We start from the raw sequence: 20,819 nt of genomic DNA on the forward strand, positions 1-20,819 counted from the left end.
CCTTATGCCGGCTTGATCGCCGCCAGGCGGCGCAGGATCTGCTGCACCAGGTCGGACTGCATGTCGCGGTACAGCAGCGCTTCTTCGGATTCCTTGGCCAGCACCTGCGATTCGTCGAAGGCGATGTTGCGGCGCAGGGTGATCTCGGTCGGCGCCAGCAATTGGCGATTGTTGGCGTCGCGCACCTGGAACACCAGGGTGTAGCTGAGCGAGTACTCGCGCACCCGGCCCAGGCTGTTGAGCGACAGGATCGATTTGCCGCGCGTTTCGCTGATCACGTCGAACAGGGCCTGGGCCTTCGAGGCGTCGGTCTCGATGCGCACGGTGTCGCCCGCGCGCAGGTTGCGCTTGAGCTCCGTGCCCAGCGGCGAAGACTCGTTGAACGACAGCCAGATGCTCTGGAACGGCAGGTTGTACTGGCCGTCGCTGCCGCGCAGCTGGAAGCCGCAGCCTGCCAGCACGCCTGCCATCAAGAGCGCCGCCAGCGCACGCACCAGGGTCTTGTTCGACATATTGATCCTTACACCACGATGTTGACGAGTTTGCCCGGCACCACGATGACCTTCTTCGGCGTGCCTTCGATGAACTTCTGCACCGCTTCGGAAGCCAGCGCGGCGGCTTCGATGGCGGCCTTGTCGGCCTCCTTCGGCACCTTGACCGAGCCGCGCAGCTTGCCGTTCACCTGGATCATCATCTCGATCTCGGACTGCTCCAGCGCGGCCGGATCGACCTGCGGCCAGGCGGCGTTCAGGATGTCGCCATGGGCGGCGGCGAAGCCCAGCTCCTGCCACAGCGCGTGCGTGATGTGCGGCGCGACCGGGTTCAGGAGGCGCAGGAAGATCGAGAAGCCTTCGGCGACGATCGCGTTCGAGGCGGCCGAGTCGTCCAGCTTCGCCGACTCGAGGGTGTTGAGCATCTTCATGCAGGCCGAGACCACGGTGTTGTACTGGATGCGTTTCAGGTCGTAGTCGGCCTGCTGCAGCACCTTGTGCACTTCGCGGCGCAGCGTCTTCTGGTCGTCGTTCAGCGTACCCTGCGCTTCACCGTTGAACGATGCCGCGATGCGTTCGCGCTGGGCGTAGCCGAAGGCCCACACGCGGCGCAGGAAACGGCTGGCGCCTTCGACGCCGCTGTTCGACCATTCCAGGGTCTGCTCCGGCGGCGAGGCGAACATTGTGAACAGGCGCGCGGTGTCGGCGCCGTACTGTTCGATCTGGGCCTGCGGGTCGATGCCGTTGTTCTTCGACTTCGACATCTTCTCGGTGCCGCCGATTTCCACCGGCTGGCCATCCGCCTTCAGGACCGCGTTCTGCGGACGGCCCTTGTCGTCGAAAGTCAGCTCGACCTCAAGCGGGTTGAACCAGGTCTTCTTGCCGGCGGCGTCCTCGCGGTAATAGGTCTCGTTGAGCACCATGCCCTGGGTGAGCAGGTTCACGAACGGCTCGTCGAATTTCACCAGGCCGAAGTCGCGCATCACCTTGGTCCAGAAGCGCGCGTACAGCAGGTGCATGACGGCGTGCTCGATGCCGCCGATGTACTGGTCCATCGGCATCCAGTAATCGTTGCGGGCGTCGACCATCGCCTCGTTCGAGCCCGGCGAGGTATAGCGCATGTAGTACCACGACGAATCGATGAAGGTGTCCATCGTGTCGGTCTCGCGGCGCGCCGGCTTGCCGCATTGCGGGCAGTCGCACTTGAGGAAGGCTTCGTCCTTGTTCAGCGGATTGCCGGTGCCGTCCGGGACCAGGTGCTCCGGCAGCACGACCGGCAGGTCGGCCTCGGGGACCGGCACCGAGCCGCACTCGCCGCAATGGATCATCGGGATCGGGGTGCCCCAGTAGCGCTGGCGCGAGATGCCCCAGTCGCGCAGGCGGAAGGTGGTCTTCTTTTCGCCCAGGCCCTGTTCTGCCAGTTCGCCCGCGACCGCGTTCACGGCCGAGATGTAATCGAGGCCGTCGTACTTGCCCGAGTTGATGGTGCGGCCGTTTTCCTTGTCGCCGTACCACTCCTGCCAGGCTTCCAGCGAGAATTCCTGGCCCTCGACCGCCACTACCTGCTTGATCGGCAGGTTGTATTTTTTCGCGAAGCCGAAGTCGCGCTCGTCGTGCGCCGGCACGCCCATCACGGCGCCGTCGCCGTAGGTGATCAGGACGTAGTTGCCGACCCAGACCGGGATCTGTTCTTGCGTGACCGGATGGGTGACGAACAGGCCGGTCGGCATGCCCTTCTTCTCCATGGTCGCCATGTCGGCCTCGATCACGGAACCCATCTTGCACTCGGCGATGAATTCCTGCAGGGCCGGGTTGTTGCGGGCCGCGTGCTGGGCCAGCGCGTGTTCCGGCGCCACGGCGCAGAAGGTCACGCCCATGACGGTGTCGGCGCGGGTGGTGAACACGTACAGCTTGCCATCATTGATCAGCTCACCATTGTCGCCCGCAATCGTGTGCGGGAAGGCGAAGCGCACGCCGGTCGACTTGCCGATCCAGTTGGCCTGCATGGTGCGCACGCGCTCCGGCCAGCCCGGCAGCTTGTTGTCGACGTGGTCGAGCAGCTCGTCGGCGTAGTCGGTGATGCGCACGTAGTACATCGGGATCTCGCGCTTCTCGATCAGCGCGCCCGAGCGCCAGCCGCGGCCGTCCACGACCTGCTCGTTGGCCAGCACGGTCTGGTCGATCGGGTCCCAGTTCACGGTGCCGGTCTTCTGGTAGATGATGCCCTTCTCGAGCATCTTGAGGAACATCCACTGGTTCCACTTGTAGTAGTCCGGCTTGCAGGCGGTCATCTCCCGCGACCAGTCGATCGCCAGGCCCATCGATTCCATCTGGCCGCGCATGTGGGCGATGTTCGAATACGTCCATTCGGCCGGCGGGACGTTGTTGGCCATCGCCGCGTTTTCGGCCGGCATGCCGAATGCGTCCCAGCCCATCGGCATCAGGACGTTATAGCCGTTCATCCGCAGGTAGCGGTACATCACGTCGTTGATCGTATAGTTGCGCACGTGACCCATGTGCAGCTTGCCCGATGGGTAAGGCAGCATCGAGCAGGCGTAATACTTGCCTTTGGGGAAACGCGGGTCGTTTTCGACGGCCTTGTAGGCGTCGATCGACTTCCAGTAGGCCTGGGCGGCCTGTTCTACTTCGGCTGGACTATATTTTTCTTGCATGATTCTGCAGACGTAATGTGGAAGGTGGAACCGGTCATTATAACCCGTTCATTTTGCACTGCGGCGACGGCGCGGTGCGCGAGGGAAAATGCAAAAAAGGCAGCGTCGCGTTGAACGCTGCCTTCGAGGATCAGCGCAGGACCAGTTCCAGCGCCGGCTTTTCGCCGTAGTCCTCATAGCGCTCGTTGATGCCGCCGACGCAATAGCTCAGCTCTTCGAGCAGGTCGGGCGCCGCCGCCTTCATCTTGTCGGCCTCGAGGATGACGATTTCGAGCATCTCGTCCGGCTTGAGCTTGAATTTGGTCATGTTCTCGTCGTCGCGCAGATAGCTCATGCAGTCGACCCAGGCGTCGATGCTGTCCGCATACGAGGCCGGGAAACCGAAGGCCTCGCGGCTCTGCTGGTGGAACGACGCTTCGTCCGTGATGACGGCGCCGTTCAGTTCTGCCACGGCCATTATTTGTCCTTCAGGCCCAGCACGTCCTGCATGTCGAACAGGCCGTTGGCCTTGTCCGCCAGGAAGCGCGCCGCGCGCAGCGAGCCGTGGGCATAGGTCACGCGGCTGCTCGACTTGTGGCTGATCTCGATGCGCTCGCCGGTGCCGAGGAACATCACGGTATGGTCGCCCACCACGTCGCCGCCGCGCACGGTGGCGAAACCGATGGTCGACGGATCGCGTTCGCCGGTGACGCCTTCGCGGCCATAGACGGCGCATTCCTTCAGGTCGCGGCCAATGGCGTCGGCAATCACTTCGCCCATCCTGAGGGCGGTGCCGGACGGCGCGTCGACCTTGTGGCGGTGGTGCGCCTCGACGATCTCGATGTCATAGCCTTCCGAAAAACTCTTGGCGGCCATTTCGAGCAGCTTGAGCGTCACGTTCACGCCCACGCTCATGTTGGGGGCGAACACGATGCCGATTTTTTCGCCGGCGGCGCGGATCGCGGCCTTGCCGGCCTCGTCGAAGCCGGTGGTGCCGATCACCATCTGCTTGCCGTTGGCGGCGCAGTATTCCAGGTGCTGCAGGGTGCCTTCGGGGCGGGTGAAGTCGATCAGCAGGTCGGCATTGTGCAGGCCGTGCTTGATGCTGTCTTCGATGACCACGCCGGTCAGGATGCCGGCGAAGGCGCCCGCGTCCTGGCCGATGAAGGGCGAACCCGGGACGTCGAGGGCGCCGGCCAGGCGCATGTCGGGCGCTTCCTGGATGGCTTCGATCAGCATGCGGCCCATGCGGCCGCTGGCGCCGGCAACGGCGATATTCAACATGGTCATTATGGCGTTCCTGGGCGACGTTCGGTGTTGCCCGCATTAATTTGTACAGCCGGCGCATCGGCCGGTTTCGGAGGCAGTTGCTCCGACTTCTTCTTGGCTGGACCGGCGATGCGGTCGATGTACTCGCGCTCGCTCGGCAGGTTGCCGCCCTCGAAACGCTCGACCACGTCGTTCTTGAAGAACACGGTCACGCGGCTGGTGGTCAGCTCGCCATTGCCGCGCGCCAGGTAGAACGGGTAATCCCAGCGGTCGGCGTGGAAGGCATCCATCAGCAGCGGCGAACCGAGCAGGAAGCGCACCTGGTCGCGGGTCTGGCCGGCCTTGAGCTGGTCCAGCATCTCTTGCGAGACGAAGTTGCCCTGCTGAATGTCTGGACGATAAGGCGAGAAGATCCACAGGAAGCGCTGCAGGCGCGTCGCCTGGACGGTCTGGGCGCCGGCATTGGCGATGGCGGCCGACTTTTCCGCGTCGGACGCACTGGCGGCCGCATCCGTCGCCACCGGCGGCGCCGGACGCGTCTGGTTGCGCCAGGAGGCGCAGCCGGACAGCGTCAAGGTGCAGGCGAGGCCCGCCGCCAGCGCCGCCTTGGCGGAGAATCGATGGAATACGGCTTGTTTGACAGGCATAGTTAACCTCAATACGTTCGAGCGGGAGCTTTCAAAACGCTATATCATAAAGCACTCCGCCAATATTCGAGTGACAAACATGAGTAACAACCCGACCGACCTGAAGGCGAGCGGCCTCAAGGCCACGCTGCCACGACTGAAAATCCTGGAAATCTTCCAGAACAGCTCCGTACGGCATCTGACGGCGGAAGACGTCTACAAGATCCTTCTTGCTGACAATATGGACGTGGGCCTCGCGACCGTCTACCGCGTATTGACCCAGTTCGAGCAGGCCGGCCTGCTCAACCGCAACCATTTCGAGACCGGCAAGGCCATCTATGAGCTCAACGCCGGTTCCCACCATGACCACCTGGTGTGCGTCACCTGCGGCCGCGTCGAAGAGTTCTACGACGACGAGATCGAGAAGCGCCAGCAGATGATTGCAGAGCAACACGGCTTCACGATCGTCGAGCATGCGCTGGCGATCTATGGCAGCTGCCCGGAGTGCCGGGGCATCGCCAAGCCGGAGTAATCCTGCGGCCGGCACGGCCGGTGTAAAAGTAACAGTGTAAAAGTAAGTAAAGGGCGCATGGGAGTCATCCCATGCGCCCTTTCTCTATCCAGGCGTCGTCAGAACGACGCCGTCAGGTTCACGAACAGCGAGCGGCCCGGTTCATTGTACGACTCGGCGCCCGTGCTGCCGTTGGTGCTGCGCCGGAACAGGCGTTCGTCGAACAGGTTGTTGATGCCGGTGCGCAGGTACAGCTTCGGCGTGAAGGCGTAGCCGACGTTGGCGCCCACCACGGCATACGGCGCCAGCGTGTTGAGCGCCTCGCCGCTGGCCTGACCGCCGGTGCCGGTCAGGCGCCGCGGTTCCTGCTTGCCGTAATAGGACACCGTCAACAGCGTCGTCAGTCTGGCATTGACCTTCCAGTCCAGGGTCGAGTTCAGCGTGTATTCGGGAATCACCGACAGCGGCTCGCCATTGCTCTTGCTCTCGTTCTCGATCATGTAGGTCAGGTTGTTGGTCAGCTTCAGGCGCGGACCGAACGGGATCGTCAGGTTGCCCTCGACGCCCTGCACCACCGCCTCCGGCGAGTTCTCCCACTGGAACAACCGGCCATTGGCCGAGGTGTTGCCGAGCAGGCGATCCATGCCGCCGGTGATCTTGTTCTTGTAGTCGTTGTGGAAGTAGGCCAGGCTAGCCTCATGGCCGCGGTCCTTCCAGCCGATGCCGATCTCCTTGTTGAGCGAGGTCTCCGGCGCCAGGTTCTCGTTGCCGCGCACATAGCAGCCGCCGCCCAGGTTCGGGTTATTGATCGGGCAGCCGTTGCCGCGCGTGTAGTACAGGTAGTTCGGGTTCGACTGGTACAGGTTCGGCGCCTTGAACGCGCGCGCCACGCCGCCGCGCAGGGTCAGGGTTGGACTCAAGGCATACGAGGCGTTCAGGCTCGGGCTCCAGTTGGTGCCGAACTGGCTGTGCTTGTCGAAGCGCAGGCCCGGGGTCACGGTGAATGCGGTGTTCACGCCGATATTGTCTTCGACGTAGACAGCATAGGTTTCGGCGCTCGAACGGCCATCGCGGTTGCCTTCCTGCATGCCGGGAATCGCGGTGGCGGCCTGCGTCATCGAATACGGGTCGTTGAGCTTTTCCTTGCGCGCCTCGAAGCCGGCGGTAAGCATCTGCGCCACCCCGCCAAAGTTGAGCGGCGTGCTGATCTCGCCGTTGGCGCCATAGGTTTCGAGTTCCGACGTCGATTTCTTGGTCGGGTCGCTGATGCTGCCTTCCGGCCCACCCGCCAGGCCTTCGTTCATGCGGGTGTTGTCGGTGCCTTCATAGGTCAGCCACAGGCGCGATGTGGTGGCGCCCCACTTGCCGCGGTGGGTCAGCGCGGCGGTGCGGCGCAGCATGACGTTGGTTTCGGCGGCCGCATTGGCCAGCTCGCCCAGGATCGGGAAGCCGGCCGCATTCACGGCCCGGTCGCCGGCGTAGATATTGCCCTGGCGGCTGAAGTTGGATTCGAATTCCAGCACCTGGTCGGGCATGAAGTCCCAGCGCAGCAGGCCGCCGATGTCGCGGTTGCGCACGCCCTCGCGGCCGGCCGGCGGGATCGCGCCGTTGGCGGTATTGTCCGGCGTGGCGTTCAGCGCCAGCTCGTCGGCATCGGTCTTGTTGACGTTGCCGAATACGCGGAACGAGAGCTTGCCGGCCAGCGGACCGGATAGGTTGAAACCGAGCCGCTTGCTGTTGCCCTCCTCGCCGTGCTCCGGCGCTAGCGCATAGGCGGTGACCGAACCGGTCAGATAGTCGCCCGGCGCCTTGGTGATGATGTTGATCACGCCGCCGGCGGCGCCGGACCCGTAGCGCGCCGCCGCCGGGCCGCGCAGCACCTCGATGCGCTCGACCGCTTCGGCCGGCACCCAGTTGGTGTCGCCGCGCGTGTTGCGCTCGCCGCTGCGGCCCATGCGCACCGAATTGCGCGAGCTGACCGGCTTGCCGTCGACCAGGATCAGGGTGTTTTCCGGGCCCATGCCGCGCAGGTCGATCTGGCGGTGGTTGCCGTATTGGCCGCTGGCGCTGTTGCCGGTCAGGTTCACGCCCGGCATGGTGCGGATCAGCTCGGCCAGGTCATTCGCCGGCGGACGCGCTTCGATGTCTTCCGAGGTGATGACCGAGACGCCGATCGCCTGCTTGAGTTCTTCCTCGGCGGTGCCGACGATGTGCACCTGGTGCATCGGCTGGTTGGATTGCTGGGCCATGGCCGGCAAGCCAAGGAGCGCCAGTCCGACGGCGGCGGCGAGCGGCGTCATGCGGTTTGCTGTCAGTTTCATCCCTCTTGTTCCTGTTATTTGATTGTTCTGGACAAGCCGGAGCGCTCCGGCTCAATGCAATTGAGAATCATACTCATTTGCATTTCCAAAACTTTGTCAAATTGTGGCAAGAAGGTTGCCAGCCTTGCACTGGCTTAAGTTTTTAGCGATTCAGGAGTGGCTGAGGGCGTTCGACAGCAGCTTGGCCGTGATGTCGACGATCGGAATCACTCGTTCATAGGCCATCCGCGTCGGGCCGATCACGCCCAGGGTGCCGACAATGCGGCCGTCGACCGCATACGGCGCGGTCACCACGCTCATCTCGTCCATCGGCACCAGCTTCGACTCGCCGCCGATGAAGATCTGCACGCCGCCAGCCTTGCTCGAAACGTCGAGCAATTGCATCAAGCCGGTTTTTTGCTCGAACATCTCGAACATCTGGCGCAGCGAGCTCATATTGGATGACAGGTCGGACACCGACAGCAGGTTGCGCTCGCCGGCGATGACCATGTCGTCGCCCTCGGCCATCGCTTCGCTGCCAGCCTCGACCGCCGCCTGCATCAGGCGGCCCATATCGTCGCGCAATTGCTGCAGCTCTCCGCTCAAGCGCTTGCGCACCTCGTCGAAGGACAGCCCGGCGAAGTTCTGGTTCAGGTAATTGGCCGACTGGGTCAGTTGCGCCGGGGAATAATCCTTATCGAGCAGCAGCAGCCGGTTCTGGACGTCGCCGCGCGGATCGACGATCACCAGCAGGATGCGCTTTTCGCCCAGGCGCAGGAATTCGATCTGCTGGAAGACCGATTCGCGGCGTGGGCTCTGCACCACGCCGGCGAATTGCGACAGCGAGGACAGCATCTGCGCCGCGTTGGCGATCAGTTTTTGCGGTTGCAGGTTGGACAAGGGCTGCGGCAAACGCATGCGCTCGGCATCGACCGCCTTGTCGTCGATCGGCCCCACCGTCAGCAGGGTGTCGACGAACACTCGGTAGCCGCGCGGCGTCGGAATGCGGCCGGCCGAGGTGTGCGGACTGGCGACGAAGCCCATCTCCTCGAGGTCGGCCATGACGTTGCGGATCGTGGCTGGCGACAATTCCAGGCCCGACAGCTTGGACAGCGCGCGCGAGCCTACCGGCTGGCCGTCGGCGATATAACGCTCGACGAGGGCTTTGAGCAGGGTGTGGGCACGTTGGTCGAGTTGCATGATTCCGGGAAACGTTTAATGGCGCGCGTATTTAACGTGTGCATTATAGGCAGGTTGGGGCATGGCACGGGCAGCGCAAGGCTTGCTGTGACGCATGTCCAACGCTCGTGCTCGCGCTTCTACAAGGATTCAAGCCAGTCGAGCAGCGCGTCGAGACTGGCCACTTCGACGTCGGGCTGGACTTCATGGGCGAATTCGTTGACCTTGCCGGTCCGGTTCATCCAGGCCGCGCGCAGGCCGGCGCGCTGGGCGCCCTGCACGTCCAGCAACAGGTCGTCGCCCACGTACAGGGTCTCGCCAGGCAGGACGCCGAGCGCGGCGCAGCCGGCGAGGAAGATGCCGGGATCGGGCTTGGCGCGGCCATACTGCCGCGCCGCCACCGAAGCCTGGAAGTGGTGGGCCAGGCCGATGGTCTGCAGGTCGGCCACGCCATTGGTGACCGAGCCGACCAGGGCACGTCGCTTCAGGCGCTCGAGTCCGGGCACGACATCCTCGTAGGGCGTCACGGCATTGCGGGCGGCAAAGAAAACGGTCATCGCCAGCTCGACCTTGCCGGGATCCTCGCCCACCTGTTCGAAGGCGGCGACCAGGCCGGCATGGCGCAGCGCGCCCAGGTCGATCCCGAATTCGGGGCGCGCGGCCAGCAATTCCAGGCGCGCAGCGCGCAGGCTGTCGATCGTGAAGCGTTCGGCCACCCGCGGCGCGTGCTCGCCGAGCCAGGCATACAACAGTTTTTCGGCTTCCAGGATCACGGGCGCGATCGGCCACAGGGTATCGTCGAGGTCGAACAGGACGGCTTTCGGCCAGGGTTGGCGGGTCATCGGCTTCCAGACTAAGGGAGAAAAGGTGCGCCCCAAGCATAGCGACGCGCTACGCCGAACGCAATGCGCACGCCGTTAGCACCCTGGAATGTTGCCTTTGTTGAATTATGGTTACACCAAGATACAAAACCATATACGCCCGAAATGGACCAGCTGCTTGCCAAATGGACTAAAATGTTGAGCGATTTTTCTATTCTCACCGCGCAGCTGCGCTTTCCCGCTAGATTTTTTGGAGATGTTATGAAGAGTTCCTACCTGCGTGCCGGCGCGGCGCTGGCCTGCGCGGTCGCACTGTCTGCCTGCGGCGGCAGCGATGGCCAGCTGGTGCTGGGCGGTAGTTTTTCCGGTGTGACCAAAACCGGTCTGGTACTGACCAACGACGGCCAGGAAAAGGCGATCACGCCGCCGGCCGATGGCACCGGTGCGGCGACCTGGGCATTCGACAACCTGATCTCGACCGACGACCGCTATTCCGTCGAAATCAAATCCACGCCATCGAACGTCGAGCGCTGCGATATCCAGAATGCGAGTGGCCGCGCGGGCTATCACGTCTACACCGTCTACATCACGTGTACGCTCAAGCGCCACGCTCTCTCTGGCAGCGTCAGCAACCTGAAAGGTGAGCTGGTGCTGGTCAACGGTTCCGACCGTGTGGCACTCCAGGCCGGCGCCACCTCGTTCAAGATGGCCGATGTCGCCGAAGATTCGCCTTACGGTGTCACCATCCTGCAACAGCCTGCCAATCAGACTTGCACTGTCAACAACGGCAGCGGCACCGTGGGACCTGCCGACGTCACCAACGTGGCCGTCACCTGCACCCCTTAATTTTTCCTGGAGCGTTACGCATGAAGTCTTCCCTGATCCGTCCGGCCCTCGCGCTGGCGCTGGCCGCGGGCCTGGCCGGCTGTGGCGGCAGCGACAAAGCCGAGTTCGCCGTGAAAGGCACGATCTCCGGCATCGTCTATCCGGGCGCCGTCCTGACCACCAATGGCATGGACCTGCCGATCGACCCGCCTGCCAAGCCGGGCGACCCGGTCAACTTCGAGTTCCCAAACAAGCTCGAGTATGGTGACGTGTACAACGTCGTCTTCAAGTCGACGCCGCAATTCCAGCGCCAATGCGTTACGCCGGACAATACGATCCCGAACTTCAACGATACGGCGGGCCGGCTGGCGGAGATCAACGTCACCTACGTCTGCATCGTGAACAACTATCCGCTGAGCGGCAAGGTCAATGGCCTGACCGCCGACGGCCTGGTGCTGGCCAACGGCAGCACCGGCGGCGCGGGTACGGTAACGAAGCCGGCCGCCGGTGTCACGACGCCGATCGACTTCCAGCTGCCGAATGTCAGCTATGGCACGACCTATGGCGTGGTGGTGATTGCCAACCCGACTGGCCAGGTCTGCACCGTGGTCAACGGCACTGGCGTCATGCCTGATGCAGAAGTGACCAATATCCAGGTCAACTGCGTCGCGGCGTAAGCCTGACCAGATATACACAATTCTTATGTCGAGTATTTGAAAGGAAAATTGGATTTATATGCTGTCGCGCAGCATAATAACTCCTGTCTCCTCCAACTCTCCTCAGAAAAGAATTGGATTTCAGCCCGCTCCTTGAGCGGGCTTTTTTTTGCCCGCCGCATCGGTACGGTGTGCCGGCGCTGCTCAGCGGGCGGCGCTGACCTTCACCACGGCGATCTTTTCCATGCCCACCGACACCTGCGACTGGTAAGCCTCGCTCGATCGCGCATTGGCGGCGACGGCGTAGCTGCTGAAGCCGGCGAGGATGGCGGCGGCGATGAAGATGGCTTCCACGTGCTTGAGGACGTTCATTTCTTGCTCCTGTGGGTCGGTTGAGGCGCCGGATCGGCTGTCCATGTGAGCACTATAGAAAATGGGGCCGCAGCTCTCCAGCGGCATGCGACAGACTGCGCAAATGGGCGACCGAGCGCCCGGAAATACGTGATAACCCGTATGCTGCGGCGCAGCAGGACGTGTTTCGACGCAAAAAAAGCGCCGACGGGCGGCGCTGATTGGGGCAGATGATGCTGAACGCGTGGTCGGCGTAGCCGACCACCCTGGGTCAGGATACGGGGAGGTTGGCCAGCGCCACGTATTGTTCCAGGCTGACCGCTTCCGGACGCACGCCCGGATCGATGCCCGCCTCGACCAGCTGCGCTTCGGTGAACATGCCGGCCACGCAGTTGCGAATGACCTTGCGCCGCTGCGAGAAGGCCTTGGCCACCACCGCCTCCAGGCGCTTGCCGTCGCACGGCAACTGGCGCCGGGTCGGCACCATGCGCACGATGGCCGAGTCGACCTGCGGCGGCGGATCGAAGGCGGTCGGCGGCACGATGAACAGCATGGCCATGTCGTAGCGCCATTGCAGCATCACCGACAGGCGGCTGTAGGCCTTGGTGCCCGGCTCGGCCACCATGCGCTCGACCACTTCCTTTTGGAGCATGAAGTGCTGGTCCTCGACCAGATGGGCGAACTCGGCCAGGTGGAACAGCAGCGGGCTGGAAATGTTGTACGGGAGGTTGCCGACCACGCGCAGTTTTTGTCCCTCCAGCACCGGGATCGAACCGAAATCGAATTTGAGCGCGTCGCCCGAATGCACGCTGAGGCGCTCGCGCGGGTAGGCTTTTTCCAGGCGCGCCACCAGGTCGCGGTCGAGCTCGACGACGTGCATATGGTCGAGCGACTTGAGCAGCAGCGCCGTCATCGCCGCCAGGCCCGGGCCGATCTCGACCATCGTTTCACCGCGCCGCGGCGCAATGGCGTCGATGATATTGTTCAGGACATGGTCATCGGTCAGGAAGTTCTGGCCGAAGCGCTTGCGTGCGACGTGTTTCATGCTTGCTTTCTTGGTTATTCGGAAGTGGCCTGGCGGCGCGCGGCCACCATGTGCATGGCGGCGCGGATCGCCTCTTCCATGCTGCCGCAGTCGGCCAGGCCGAGGCCCTCGGCCGCCAGGTCGAGGGCGGTGCCGTGGTCGACCGAGGTGCGGATCAGGGGCAGGCCCAGGGTGACGTTGATGCCGCGCCCGAAGGTCGCGTGCTTCAGCACCGGCAAGCCCTGGTCGTGGTACATCGCCAGCACGCAATCCGCATCCTTCAGGTACTTGGGCTGGAACAGGGTGTCGGCCGGATACGGGCCGCGCGCATCGATGCCGCGGCTGCGGGCGGCCTCGAGCACCGGCGTGATGACGTCGATCTCTTCGCGGCCGAGATAGCCGTTTTCTCCGGCGTGCGGATTCAGGCCGGTGACCAGGATCACGGGCGCCGCGATGCCGAATTTGTCGCGCAGGTCGGCGTGCAGGATGTCCAGCACCTGGGTCAGGTTGTCGCGCGTGAGCGCGCCCGGCACATCCTTCAGCGGCAAGTGGGTGGTGGCCAGGGCGACGCGCAGGTAGGGCTGGTCATGTGCCGGCGCGCCGGCCAGCATCATGACCACCTTGGGCGTGCCGGTCTTCTCGGCCAGGTATTCGGTGTGTCCCGAAAACGCGATGCCGGCGTCGTTGATCGTGCTTTTTTGCAGCGGCGCGGTGACGATGGCGTCGAACCACCCACAGCCACAGCCTTCGATGGCCAGGTCCAGCGTGGCCAGCACGGCAAGACCATTCTCGGGATCGAGCCGGCCCGGCACCACGTGCGCCGCCAGCGGCACGTCGACCACCGCCAGGCGGTCGGCGCCGAAGTGCGGCAGGCCGCCGTTGCGCAAGGCCTGGGTCGACAGCGCCGACAGGCGGATAGCTGGATCGATATAGCTGGCCGTCATCGCCAGGAAGGCGGCGTCGCCGAGCAGCACGCAGTTGGCCTGCTCGCGCAGGGCCCAGGCGGCGCGGATCGCGATCTCGGGACCGATGCCGGCGGGCTCGCCGACTGTAATAGCGAGCACGGGCCTTGGGGATGCGGCCCCCCAATGCGCCAACGGGCGCCCGGGCGCCTGTGGCGCAACCATCTTGTTACTGCTCCTCGCGGAACTCGACGTAGGCGCGGTCGCGCACCTGGCGCATCCAGTCTTCCATCGCTTCCTGCATCTTGCGGTCGCGCAGCACCTGGCGCGCCACGTTACGCTCCTTCTGCTGGGTGACGTCTTCGCTCTTGCGTCCGATGACCTGGATCAGGTGGAAGCCGAACGGCGACTGGATGACGTCCGACACCTCGCCCGGCTTCAGGCCGTTCATCGCGGTCTCGAATTCCGGCACCGTGTCGCCCGGGTACAACCAGCCCAGGTCGCCGCCCTTCGAGGCCGAGCCGTCCTGCGAGTGCAGGCGCGCCAGGTCTTCGAAGGTGCCGGCATTGTTGTCCATTTTCTCTTTCAGTTCGAGCAGCTTGCGCTTGACCTCGCCCTCGGTCATGGTCGGGGTGACCTTGATCAGGATGTGGCGCGCGTGCGTCTGCTCGACTACCGACTTCTCGGTCTCGCCGCCGAGCGAGCGCTTGCCCGCCAGCTTGAGGATGTGGAAACCGACGTTGGTCTTGAGGATCGGCGTGACCTGGCCCGCTTCGAGCTTGCGCAGCTCGGTCGAGAACATCGGCGGCAGGCGGTCGGCGTCGCGCCAGCCGATCTCGCCGCCCTTGAGCGCGTCGGGCGCGTCGGAATAGGTCGAGGCCATGCGCGCGAAGTCGGCGCCGGTGCGCAGCTGGCGCATCACTTCCTCGGCGCGCGCGGCGCGCGCGGCGATCTGCTCGGGCGAGGCGTTCTCTGGCACGCGCACCAGGATCTGGGAGATGTCGACCTCGATGCGGTCGGCCTCGGCAGCCTTGGCGGCCGCCATATAGGTGTCGATCTCGGCCTCGGACACCTGGATCTTGCTGTCGACCTCGTGCTCGCGCAGGCGCTGCATCATGATCTCGTTGCGGATGTCTTCGCGGAACTGGGCAAACGGCATGCCCTCTTTTTCCATCTGGTTGCGCATGTCCTGCACCGACATCTTTTGATTTTCGGCGATGCGGCCGATGGTGGCGTCCAGGGTGCGGTCGTCGACCTTGACGCCCATCTCTTTGGCCAGCTGCAGCTGGGCGCGTTCGACGATCATCGCCTCGAGCACCTGGCGCTCCATGGTGGCCGGGTCGGGCATCTGGGCGTTACGTGCCTTCATGTTCTGGCTGACCTGGGCCACGCGGCCGGCCACTTCATTGCGGGTGATCACTTCGTCATTGACGACGACCTGGATCGAATCGATCACCTTGGCATTGGCCGATGCCGGCGGCAGGAAGCCGCCGCCGGTGGACGCCGGCGTTTCCGCCTTGGCGGCTGGCGTGGTGGCGGCCTGGGCCAGCGCCTGGCCGGCGGACAGCGCGCACAGCAGTGCTGCCGCCATCTGGAGGGACTGCAAACGGGTAGTACGCATCATCTGGAAAGCACTCATTTCAGGATAGTTCACATCAAGGACGAATTATGGACTGCTAGTCTGAACGCTTGCTTATGGACGTCCAATTCCGGTATTCAGTCGCGTATAGCCCGGGATGCTCTTGTTGAACGACTCGAGCGGATTACCCAGGCCCAGGCGCGACAAGCCATTGAGCTCGAGCTGGAAGAAGATCGGCGTCGACGTCTCTTGCGCCGCGGTCACGAAACGCTGCGCGCCCATCCGGAACACCCAGCAATCGGCCTTGTATTCGAGACCGATCAGGCTCTCGATCAGCTTGCCGCCGGTGGCCGGATTGACCTCTTGCCCCACCCCATACGAACGCAGCGCGTAGCTGACCCGGCCCACGCCATACCAGCGGCGGCCGATCGGCCACTGCGCCGACAGGTCGATATTGCGGAAGCTGTCACGCTGATAACGGTATTCGGCGTTCAACACCTTCATCGGCCCCGGACGCCACTGTACACCCACATTCGAGCTGTACAAACTGCTTCCGTTCGCATCGTATTGTACGCCGCTATCGAAGGTCCAGGACTCGGAAATGGTGCCGGCGGCGGCCAGCAGCAGGTCGGAACGGCTCTTGTGTTGTTCTTCGCCAGGGATGCGCACGCGCGGCTCTTCGAGATACAGGCGCTGACCGAAGGCCAGGCGCAGGCGCTCGGCGCCGTCTTCCTGGATGAAGCGCGACACCAGGGCGGCCGTGACCTGGTTGGCGTCGGACACGCGGTCCAGGCCCACGTAGCGGTTCTCGGAGAACAGCTGGGCGTAGTTGAAGCCGGCGCGGCCGGTGTCGAACAGCGGCACGTCGTCCTGGTTCTCGTACGGCGTGTAGACATAGAACAGGCGCGGCTCGAGGGTCTGGGTGGCGGCGCCGCCGAACAGCGTGGTCTGGCGCTCGAACACCATGCCGCTGTCGAACGAGAAGGTCGGGATCGTGCGCGTCAGCTTGGTGTCCAGGCCGGCCCGGTCGATATGGTCCTGGATGTCGTACTTGGCCGCGTTGTACATCAGCTTGGGCGTGACGAACCAGCCCGGACGCACGATCGGATAGCTCACCTGGCCCTGCACCACGGCGCGGTTGCCGGTGACCAGGGTCGGGTGATCGAAGCGGGTCGCCTCGGCGTCGATCGACCAGTCGAAACCGGCCACGTCGTAGCGCGCGGCGCGGAAGTTAATCTGCGGCAGGCGGTCGTAGGGACGCGGCACCGTCAGGCTCGGATTGGTCGCGGCGGCCGGGTCCTGCAGCACCTGGTAGTTCTGGGCGCGCGCGGTCAGGCTCCAGAACTGGCCATAGTAATCGGTGCGCACCTCGCGCAGCAGCTGGCGCTCGGCGCTGGCGGCGACGGTGCGCGAGAAGTCGGACGGGTATTCGTCGTCCGAGGCGCCGTGCAGGTTCCAGCCGTACGACCAGTTCGGCTTGATCGACTGGCTGTGCAGCGAGTCGACGCGCCAGCGCGTGGTATTGGTCTCGCGGTCGTCCGGCAAGACCTCGACGTGGGTCTCGCCCTGGTAGGTGCTGCCCAGGTAGCGGCCGGTGGCGCCCATCTGGAAGCCGCGGTCGAACATCATGCGTGGATACAGCGTCAGGTCGCGGTTCGGGGCGATGTTGACGTAGTACGGCACCATCACCTCGGCCTTGCCCTGGGAGCCGAAGCCCACCGTGGGCGGCAGCCAGCCGGAGCGGCGCTGGCCCGACAGCGAGAACGACATCGCCGGGGTGCCGATGATCGGCACGTCCTTGAAATAGATGATGGTCTTGCCGGCGGTGCCGACGTCGCGGCCGTTGTCCAGGCGCAGGGTGCTCGACTTGAGATACCAGTCGGGATCGGGGCCTTCGCAGGTGCTGTACGTGCCGTTGCGCACCAGGGCCTGCTGCTCGCCCAGGAAGTCGATGCGGTCGGCCTGTCCCTGGCCATTGCTGTCGGCCAGGAAATAGGTCGGATTGAGCAGGTAGCCCTTGCCGGTCTCGAGGTTCAGTTGCAGCTCGTCGCCCTTGTAGCGGTCGCCGAAGCGCCACATGTTCACGTTGCCGGTGGCCGTGACTTCGTCCTCGACCCGCAGGTAGCAGGCGGTATCGGCGGTGATGCCGCTCTGGCCGCGCGTGATCTCGACGTTGCGGTTGAGGTCCAGCCGGCGGTCGGGACGGCCGCCGATCTCCTCGGCCTGGATAACGACGGGAAGTTCGTCTTCAGCTTGTGGCGCAGGGGGAACACTCTGGGCGAATGCCGGAACCGCGGTTGCGGAAACCAATGCATAGAGCGCGAGGACCTGCCGCGGTGGGAAAGGTTGGCTTGACGACCAGCTCATGGAAAATCGCAGCTCATGGAAAATCGGACGTGCACCATAAAGGGCGGTTTTTTTAGAATGAATCCCTTATTATATGGGAATTAGCTCAACCAACCGGATTCGTCAGGCCGCTTCATGTCATCTTTGTATCAAAATTCTTCCACTTCTGTCAGCGCCGCGCTTGATACCGATCCGCGCCTGGCACAGCTGAACGACTGGCTGGCCTCGACCGGCCTGGTGGAAGTCGGAACCGGCCGCCCTGCCTCCGTCGATGCGAGCTTTCGCCGCTACTTCCGCTACGACGTCGTGCCCGCCATGCAGGACAAGCTGGGCGCGACCCTGGTCGCCATGGACGCGCCGCCGGAACGCGAGAACGTGCCGGCCTTCATCCACGTGCAGGGCCTGCTGTTCGACGCCGGCGTGACCGTGCCGGCGATCGCCGCGCGCAACGTCGAGCAGGGCTTCCTGCTGCTGGGCGACCTGGGCACCACCACCTACCTGGCGCGCCTGTCCAGCGACAACGCCGCCTTCATGTATTCGGATGCGGTCGACGCCCTGCTCAAGTTCCAGATGGCCAGCCAGCCTGGCGTGCTGCCCGAGTTCGACCGCGCCTTCATCCTGCGCGAGCTGAACATCTTCCCCGAGTGGTACCTGAACCGCCACCTGGGCGTCACGCTCGACGACAAGCAGCAGGCCCAACTCGACAAGGTATTCGAGGCAATCGCCTCGAACGTGCTGGCGCAGCAGCAGGTGTTCATGCACCGCGATTTCCATTCGCGTAACCTGATGTTCCTCGACCAGGGCAACCCCGGCGTGCTCGATTTCCAGGACGCCGTGTACGGCCCGGTGACCTACGACCTGGCTTCGCTGCTGCGCGACGCCTACATCCAGTGGGACGAAGAGATCGTGCTGGACTGGGTGGTGCGCTACTGGCAGAGCGCCAAGCAGGCCGGCCTGCCGGTCAACCCGGACATCGACGCCTTCTACCGCGACTTCGAGTTCATGGCCATGCAGCGCCACCTGAAGATCCTCGGCATCTTCTGCCGCCTGAACTACCGCGACAACAAGTCGCACTACATGGGCGACCTGCCGACGGTGATCGACTACGTGCGCAAGACCGCGAACCGCTACACCGAACTCAAGCCGCTGCTGCGCCTGCTCGACGCCCTCGAAGACAAGGCGCCGCAAGTCGGCTACACCTTCTGAGGTCCAGCATGAAAGCGATGATTTTCGCCGCCGGCCGCGGCGAGCGCATGCGGCCCCTGACCGACAGCTGCCCCAAGCCTTTATTGAAGGTGCGCGGGCGGCCCCTGATCACCTGGCACGTGCTCAACCTGGTGCGCGCCGGGATCACCGAGATTGTCATCAACCACTCCCACCTCGGCCACATGATCGAGGAAGAACTGGGCGACGGCAGCCGCTACGGCGCGCGCATCGTGTACTCGCACGAGCCGACGCCGCTCGAGACCGCGGGCGGCATCGCCAATGCGCTGCACCTGCTGGGCGACGAACCGTTCCTGGCGGTGTCGGGCGACATCTATGCGCCCTACTTCGATTTTTCGCTGGCGCTGGACGCGCTGAAAGATGAAGACGCGGTGGGTGTTCCCTACCCGGTCGACCAGCGCGACATCGCCTGGCTGTGGCTGACGCCGAACCCGTGGCACAACCCGGAAGGCGACTTCGCGCTCGACATGTACACACTCAAGAACGACGGCGCCACCAAGTGGAACTTCGCCGGCATCGGCGTGTATCGCGCCGAGATGTTCGACGGGATCAAGGCCGGAGAATTCCTCAAGTTCGGGCCCCTGATGCGCAAGTTCATCGAACAGGGCCGCGTCGGCGGCGAGATCTACCAGGGCCAGTGGGTCAACGTCGGCACCGTGGGGCAGCTGGAAGAACTGAACGCGCCGCTGCGGGCGGCCAAGACGGCGTCATGATGCCGCATTGCGCTGCGCATGCCGCCCGGCGCGCGCAGCTGCTGGGGCGGATGCAGCCGGGCGCGGTCGCCGTGCTCGGCACCGCATCGGAAGTGCCGCGCAACGGCGACAGCGACTATCCCTACCGCCACGACAGCCATTTCTATTACCTGAGCGGGTTCGCCGAACCGGAAAGCTTCGTGGCGCTGGTCGCGGCCCGGGGAGAACGGCCGGCGCGCACGATCCTGTTCTGCCGCGAGAAGAATGTCGAGCGCGAGATCTGGGAGGGTTTTCGCTTCGGTCCCGCAGCGGCGCGCGATGCGTTCGGCTTCGACGAGGCCTGGCCGATCGATGAACTCGATGCGCGCATGGCCGACATCCTGGCCGATGCGCCGGCGCTGTATTACGCGCTGGGCCACGGCGCCGAACTCGACGCCCGGGTGGCCGGCTGGCTCAAGGCGGTGCGCGCACGCGGGCGCACGGGCGTGACGGCGCCGCAGACGACCCATCACCTGCTGGCCATGCTGGACGAAATGCGGCTCTTGAAGGACGAGCATGAGATTGCGCTGATGGCGCGCGCCGGCGTGATCTCGGCCCAGGCCCATGCGCGCGCGATGCGCGCCACCCGGCCCGGCATGTTCGAGTACGAGATCGAGGCCGAGCTGCTGCACGAGTTCCGCCGCAACGGGGCACAATTCCCGGCCTATCCCTCGATCGTCGCCTCCGGCCCGCAAGCCTGCGTGCTGCACTACAACGCCAACGATCGGCGTATCACCGATGGCGACCTGGTGCTGATCGACGCCGGCTGCGAGTTGGACGGCTACGCCAGCGACATCACGCGCACGTATCCGGCCAATGGCCGCTTCAGCGACGCCCAGCGCACCCTGTACGAACTGGTGCTGCGCGCCCAGACCGCGGCGCTCGCGGCCATCCATCCAGGCCGGCCGTACAGCGCGATCCACGATGCGGCGGTGCGGGTGCTCACCGAAGGCATGCTCGACCTCGGCCTGCTCGACCGGAACAAGGTGGGCACGCTCGACGAGGCGATCGCCACGCGCGCCTACACGCAGTTCTATATGCACGGCACCGGCCACTGGCTGGGCATGGACGTGCACGACGTCGGCGCCTACCGCGACGTCACCTTGCCCGACAAGCCGTCGCGTCCCCTGCTGCCGGGAATGGCGCTGACGGTGGAGCCGGGCATCTATGTGCGGCCCGGCGAGGGCGTGCCGGAACGATTCTGGAACATCGGCATCCGGATCGAGGACGACGTGGTCGTGACCGACGCCGGCTGCCACATCCTGAGCGCCGACGCGCCGAAGGAAGTGGCGGATATTGAAGCTTTGATGCGGAAGCACTGATGCGGGAAACA

At 64.4% G+C, this 20,819-nt stretch carries 19 protein-coding genes; 6 read left to right on the forward strand and 13 right to left on the reverse strand.

Features of this window, described 5'->3' with window-relative positions; translation table 11 throughout:
- Nucleotides 1-2 precede the first annotated feature (2 nt).
- The 5 genes from lptE to KY496_RS16465 form a co-directional block, all read right to left on the reverse strand.
- Nucleotides 3-512, reverse strand: coding sequence for an LPS assembly lipoprotein LptE (gene lptE, locus KY496_RS16445; protein ID WP_071361203.1), 510 nt, complete (start codon nt 510-512; stop codon nt 3-5).
- A gap of 8 nt (nt 513-520) precedes the next feature.
- Nucleotides 521-3,163 (reverse strand): leucine--tRNA ligase, encoded by a 2,643-nt coding sequence (gene leuS / locus KY496_RS16450; RefSeq protein ID WP_005664837.1) that lies wholly within the window; start codon nt 3,161-3,163, stop codon nt 521-523.
- A gap of 130 nt (nt 3,164-3,293) precedes the next feature.
- Entirely contained in the window at nt 3,294-3,620 is a 327-nt protein-coding gene (locus tag KY496_RS16455) for a barstar family protein (RefSeq protein WP_219861588.1), read from the reverse strand.
- Entirely contained in the window at nt 3,620-4,432 is an 813-nt protein-coding gene (dapB, locus tag KY496_RS16460; protein ID WP_005664834.1) for a 4-hydroxy-tetrahydrodipicolinate reductase, read from the reverse strand. Before dapB ends, KY496_RS16455 begins: the two co-directional genes overlap by 1 nt.
- The gene (locus KY496_RS16465; protein ID WP_005664831.1) at nt 4,432-5,058 is read right to left on the reverse strand and encodes an outer membrane protein assembly factor BamE; all 627 of its coding nucleotides are present in this window, start codon (nt 5,056-5,058) and stop codon (nt 4,432-4,434) included. The genes dapB and KY496_RS16465 overlap by 1 nt, the downstream gene beginning before the upstream one ends.
- Before the next feature lie 79 nt (nt 5,059-5,137).
- On the opposite strand from KY496_RS16465, the gene fur reads away from it, so the two are divergent.
- Nucleotides 5,138-5,569 (forward strand): ferric iron uptake transcriptional regulator, encoded by a 432-nt coding sequence (gene fur, locus KY496_RS16470; protein ID WP_005664829.1) that lies wholly within the window; start codon nt 5,138-5,140, stop codon nt 5,567-5,569.
- 98 nt (nt 5,570-5,667) lie between these two features.
- On the opposite strand, the gene KY496_RS16475 is transcribed toward fur, so the two are convergent.
- The 3 genes from KY496_RS16475 to KY496_RS16485 all read right to left on the reverse strand — a co-directional run bounded on the left by KY496_RS16475 (nt 5,668) and on the right by KY496_RS16485 (nt 9,869).
- On the reverse strand, nt 5,668-7,869 hold the full coding sequence (locus KY496_RS16475; protein ID WP_219861590.1) for a FepA family TonB-dependent siderophore receptor: 2,202 nt from the start codon (nt 7,867-7,869) through the stop codon (nt 5,668-5,670).
- A 150-nt stretch (nt 7,870-8,019) separates the two neighbouring features.
- A complete protein-coding gene (gene hrcA, locus KY496_RS16480; RefSeq protein ID WP_005664825.1) occupies nt 8,020-9,048 on the reverse strand; it encodes a heat-inducible transcriptional repressor HrcA in 1,029 nt (342 codons plus the stop codon).
- Between the two features lie 119 nt (nt 9,049-9,167).
- Nucleotides 9,168-9,869, reverse strand: a complete 702-nt coding sequence (locus KY496_RS16485) for an HAD family hydrolase (protein ID WP_219861592.1) — start codon at nt 9,867-9,869, stop codon at nt 9,168-9,170.
- A 240-nt stretch (nt 9,870-10,109) separates the two neighbouring features.
- Here KY496_RS16485 and KY496_RS16490 point away from each other — a divergent pair, with 240 nt between their 5' ends.
- A complete protein-coding gene (locus tag KY496_RS16490; protein ID WP_005664821.1) occupies nt 10,110-10,694 on the forward strand; it encodes a hypothetical protein in 585 nt (194 codons plus the stop codon).
- 20 nt (nt 10,695-10,714) lie between these two features.
- Nucleotides 10,715-11,350 carry a hypothetical protein gene (locus KY496_RS16495; RefSeq protein WP_005664819.1) on the forward strand — a complete coding sequence of 212 codons (636 nt, stop codon included), beginning with the start codon at nt 10,715-10,717 and terminating at the stop codon, nt 11,348-11,350.
- 183 nt (nt 11,351-11,533) lie between these two features.
- Here the strand turns inward: KY496_RS16495 and KY496_RS16500 are convergent, their stop codons facing one another.
- From KY496_RS16500 to KY496_RS16520, 5 genes are all read right to left on the reverse strand, one after another.
- Nucleotides 11,534-11,701 (reverse strand): hypothetical protein, encoded by a 168-nt coding sequence (locus tag KY496_RS16500; protein ID WP_219861593.1) that lies wholly within the window; start codon nt 11,699-11,701, stop codon nt 11,534-11,536.
- A gap of 250 nt (nt 11,702-11,951) precedes the next feature.
- A complete protein-coding gene (rsmA, locus tag KY496_RS16505; RefSeq protein ID WP_005664813.1) occupies nt 11,952-12,725 on the reverse strand; it encodes a 16S rRNA (adenine(1518)-N(6)/adenine(1519)-N(6))-dimethyltransferase RsmA in 774 nt (257 codons plus the stop codon).
- Nucleotides 12,726-12,739: 14 nt separating this feature from the next.
- Nucleotides 12,740-13,831, reverse strand: a complete 1,092-nt coding sequence (gene pdxA, locus KY496_RS16510) for a 4-hydroxythreonine-4-phosphate dehydrogenase PdxA (protein ID WP_005664811.1) — start codon at nt 13,829-13,831, stop codon at nt 12,740-12,742.
- Nucleotides 13,832-13,835: 4 nt separating this feature from the next.
- Complete coding sequence (locus tag KY496_RS16515; RefSeq protein ID WP_229520296.1) at nt 13,836-15,197, reverse strand: peptidylprolyl isomerase; 1,362 nt, start codon at nt 15,195-15,197, stop codon at nt 13,836-13,838.
- 102 nt (nt 15,198-15,299) lie between these two features.
- The gene (locus tag KY496_RS16520) at nt 15,300-17,552 is read right to left on the reverse strand and encodes an LPS-assembly protein LptD (RefSeq protein WP_005664807.1); all 2,253 of its coding nucleotides are present in this window, start codon (nt 17,550-17,552) and stop codon (nt 15,300-15,302) included.
- Nucleotides 17,553-17,666: 114 nt separating this feature from the next.
- Here KY496_RS16520 and KY496_RS16525 point away from each other — a divergent pair, with 114 nt between their 5' ends.
- Genes KY496_RS16525 through KY496_RS16535 form a run of 3 tightly spaced genes read left to right on the forward strand, consistent with a single transcriptional unit; the run spans nt 17,667 to nt 20,808 of the window.
- On the forward strand, nt 17,667-18,737 hold the full coding sequence (locus KY496_RS16525; RefSeq protein WP_219861597.1) for an aminoglycoside phosphotransferase family protein: 1,071 nt from the start codon (nt 17,667-17,669) through the stop codon (nt 18,735-18,737).
- A gap of 8 nt (nt 18,738-18,745) precedes the next feature.
- Complete coding sequence (murU, locus tag KY496_RS16530; RefSeq protein ID WP_219861599.1) at nt 18,746-19,468, forward strand: N-acetylmuramate alpha-1-phosphate uridylyltransferase MurU; 723 nt, start codon at nt 18,746-18,748, stop codon at nt 19,466-19,468.
- On the forward strand, nt 19,465-20,808 hold the full coding sequence (locus KY496_RS16535) for an aminopeptidase P N-terminal domain-containing protein (protein ID WP_219861601.1): 1,344 nt from the start codon (nt 19,465-19,467) through the stop codon (nt 20,806-20,808). The genes murU and KY496_RS16535 overlap by 4 nt, the downstream gene beginning before the upstream one ends.
- Nucleotides 20,809-20,819: the final 11 nt, after the last annotated feature.

The sequence above is a fragment of the Massilia sp. NP310 genome, assembly GCF_019443485.1.
GTDB classification, from domain to species: domain Bacteria; phylum Pseudomonadota; class Gammaproteobacteria; order Burkholderiales; family Burkholderiaceae_D; genus Telluria; species Telluria timonae.

Excerpts from the sequence above, each read along its gene's own strand:
- lptE (WP_071361203.1), bottom strand. The coding sequence starts at position 512 with ATGTCGAACAAGACCCTGGTGCGTGCGCTGGCGGCGCTCTTGATGGCA.
- leuS (WP_005664837.1), bottom strand. The coding sequence starts at position 3,163 with ATGCAAGAAAAATATAGTCCAGCCGAAGTAGAACAGGCCGCCCAGGCC.
- KY496_RS16455 (WP_219861588.1), bottom strand. The coding sequence starts at position 3,620 with ATGGCCGTGGCAGAACTGAACGGCGCCGTCATCACGGACGAAGCGTCG.
- dapB (WP_005664834.1), bottom strand. The coding sequence starts at position 4,432 with ATGACCATGTTGAATATCGCCGTTGCCGGCGCCAGCGGCCGCATGGGC.
- KY496_RS16465 (WP_005664831.1), bottom strand. The coding sequence starts at position 5,058 with ATGCCTGTCAAACAAGCCGTATTCCATCGATTCTCCGCCAAGGCGGCG.
- fur (WP_005664829.1), top strand. The coding sequence starts at position 5,138 with ATGAGTAACAACCCGACCGACCTGAAGGCGAGCGGCCTCAAGGCCACG.
- KY496_RS16475 (WP_219861590.1), bottom strand. The coding sequence starts at position 7,869 with ATGAAACTGACAGCAAACCGCATGACGCCGCTCGCCGCCGCCGTCGGA.
- hrcA (WP_005664825.1), bottom strand. The coding sequence starts at position 9,048 with ATGCAACTCGACCAACGTGCCCACACCCTGCTCAAAGCCCTCGTCGAG.
- KY496_RS16485 (WP_219861592.1), bottom strand. The coding sequence starts at position 9,869 with ATGACCCGCCAACCCTGGCCGAAAGCCGTCCTGTTCGACCTCGACGAT.
- KY496_RS16490 (WP_005664821.1), top strand. The coding sequence starts at position 10,110 with ATGAAGAGTTCCTACCTGCGTGCCGGCGCGGCGCTGGCCTGCGCGGTC.
- KY496_RS16495 (WP_005664819.1), top strand. The coding sequence starts at position 10,715 with ATGAAGTCTTCCCTGATCCGTCCGGCCCTCGCGCTGGCGCTGGCCGCG.
- KY496_RS16500 (WP_219861593.1), bottom strand. The coding sequence starts at position 11,701 with ATGAACGTCCTCAAGCACGTGGAAGCCATCTTCATCGCCGCCGCCATC.
- rsmA (WP_005664813.1), bottom strand. The coding sequence starts at position 12,725 with ATGAAACACGTCGCACGCAAGCGCTTCGGCCAGAACTTCCTGACCGAT.
- pdxA (WP_005664811.1), bottom strand. The coding sequence starts at position 13,831 with ATGGTTGCGCCACAGGCGCCCGGGCGCCCGTTGGCGCATTGGGGGGCC.
- KY496_RS16515 (WP_229520296.1), bottom strand. The coding sequence starts at position 15,197 with ATGGCGGCAGCACTGCTGTGCGCGCTGTCCGCCGGCCAGGCGCTGGCC.
- KY496_RS16520 (WP_005664807.1), bottom strand. The coding sequence starts at position 17,552 with ATGAGCTGGTCGTCAAGCCAACCTTTCCCACCGCGGCAGGTCCTCGCG.
- KY496_RS16525 (WP_219861597.1), top strand. The coding sequence starts at position 17,667 with ATGTCATCTTTGTATCAAAATTCTTCCACTTCTGTCAGCGCCGCGCTT.
- murU (WP_219861599.1), top strand. The coding sequence starts at position 18,746 with ATGAAAGCGATGATTTTCGCCGCCGGCCGCGGCGAGCGCATGCGGCCC.
- KY496_RS16535 (WP_219861601.1), top strand. The coding sequence starts at position 19,465 with ATGATGCCGCATTGCGCTGCGCATGCCGCCCGGCGCGCGCAGCTGCTG.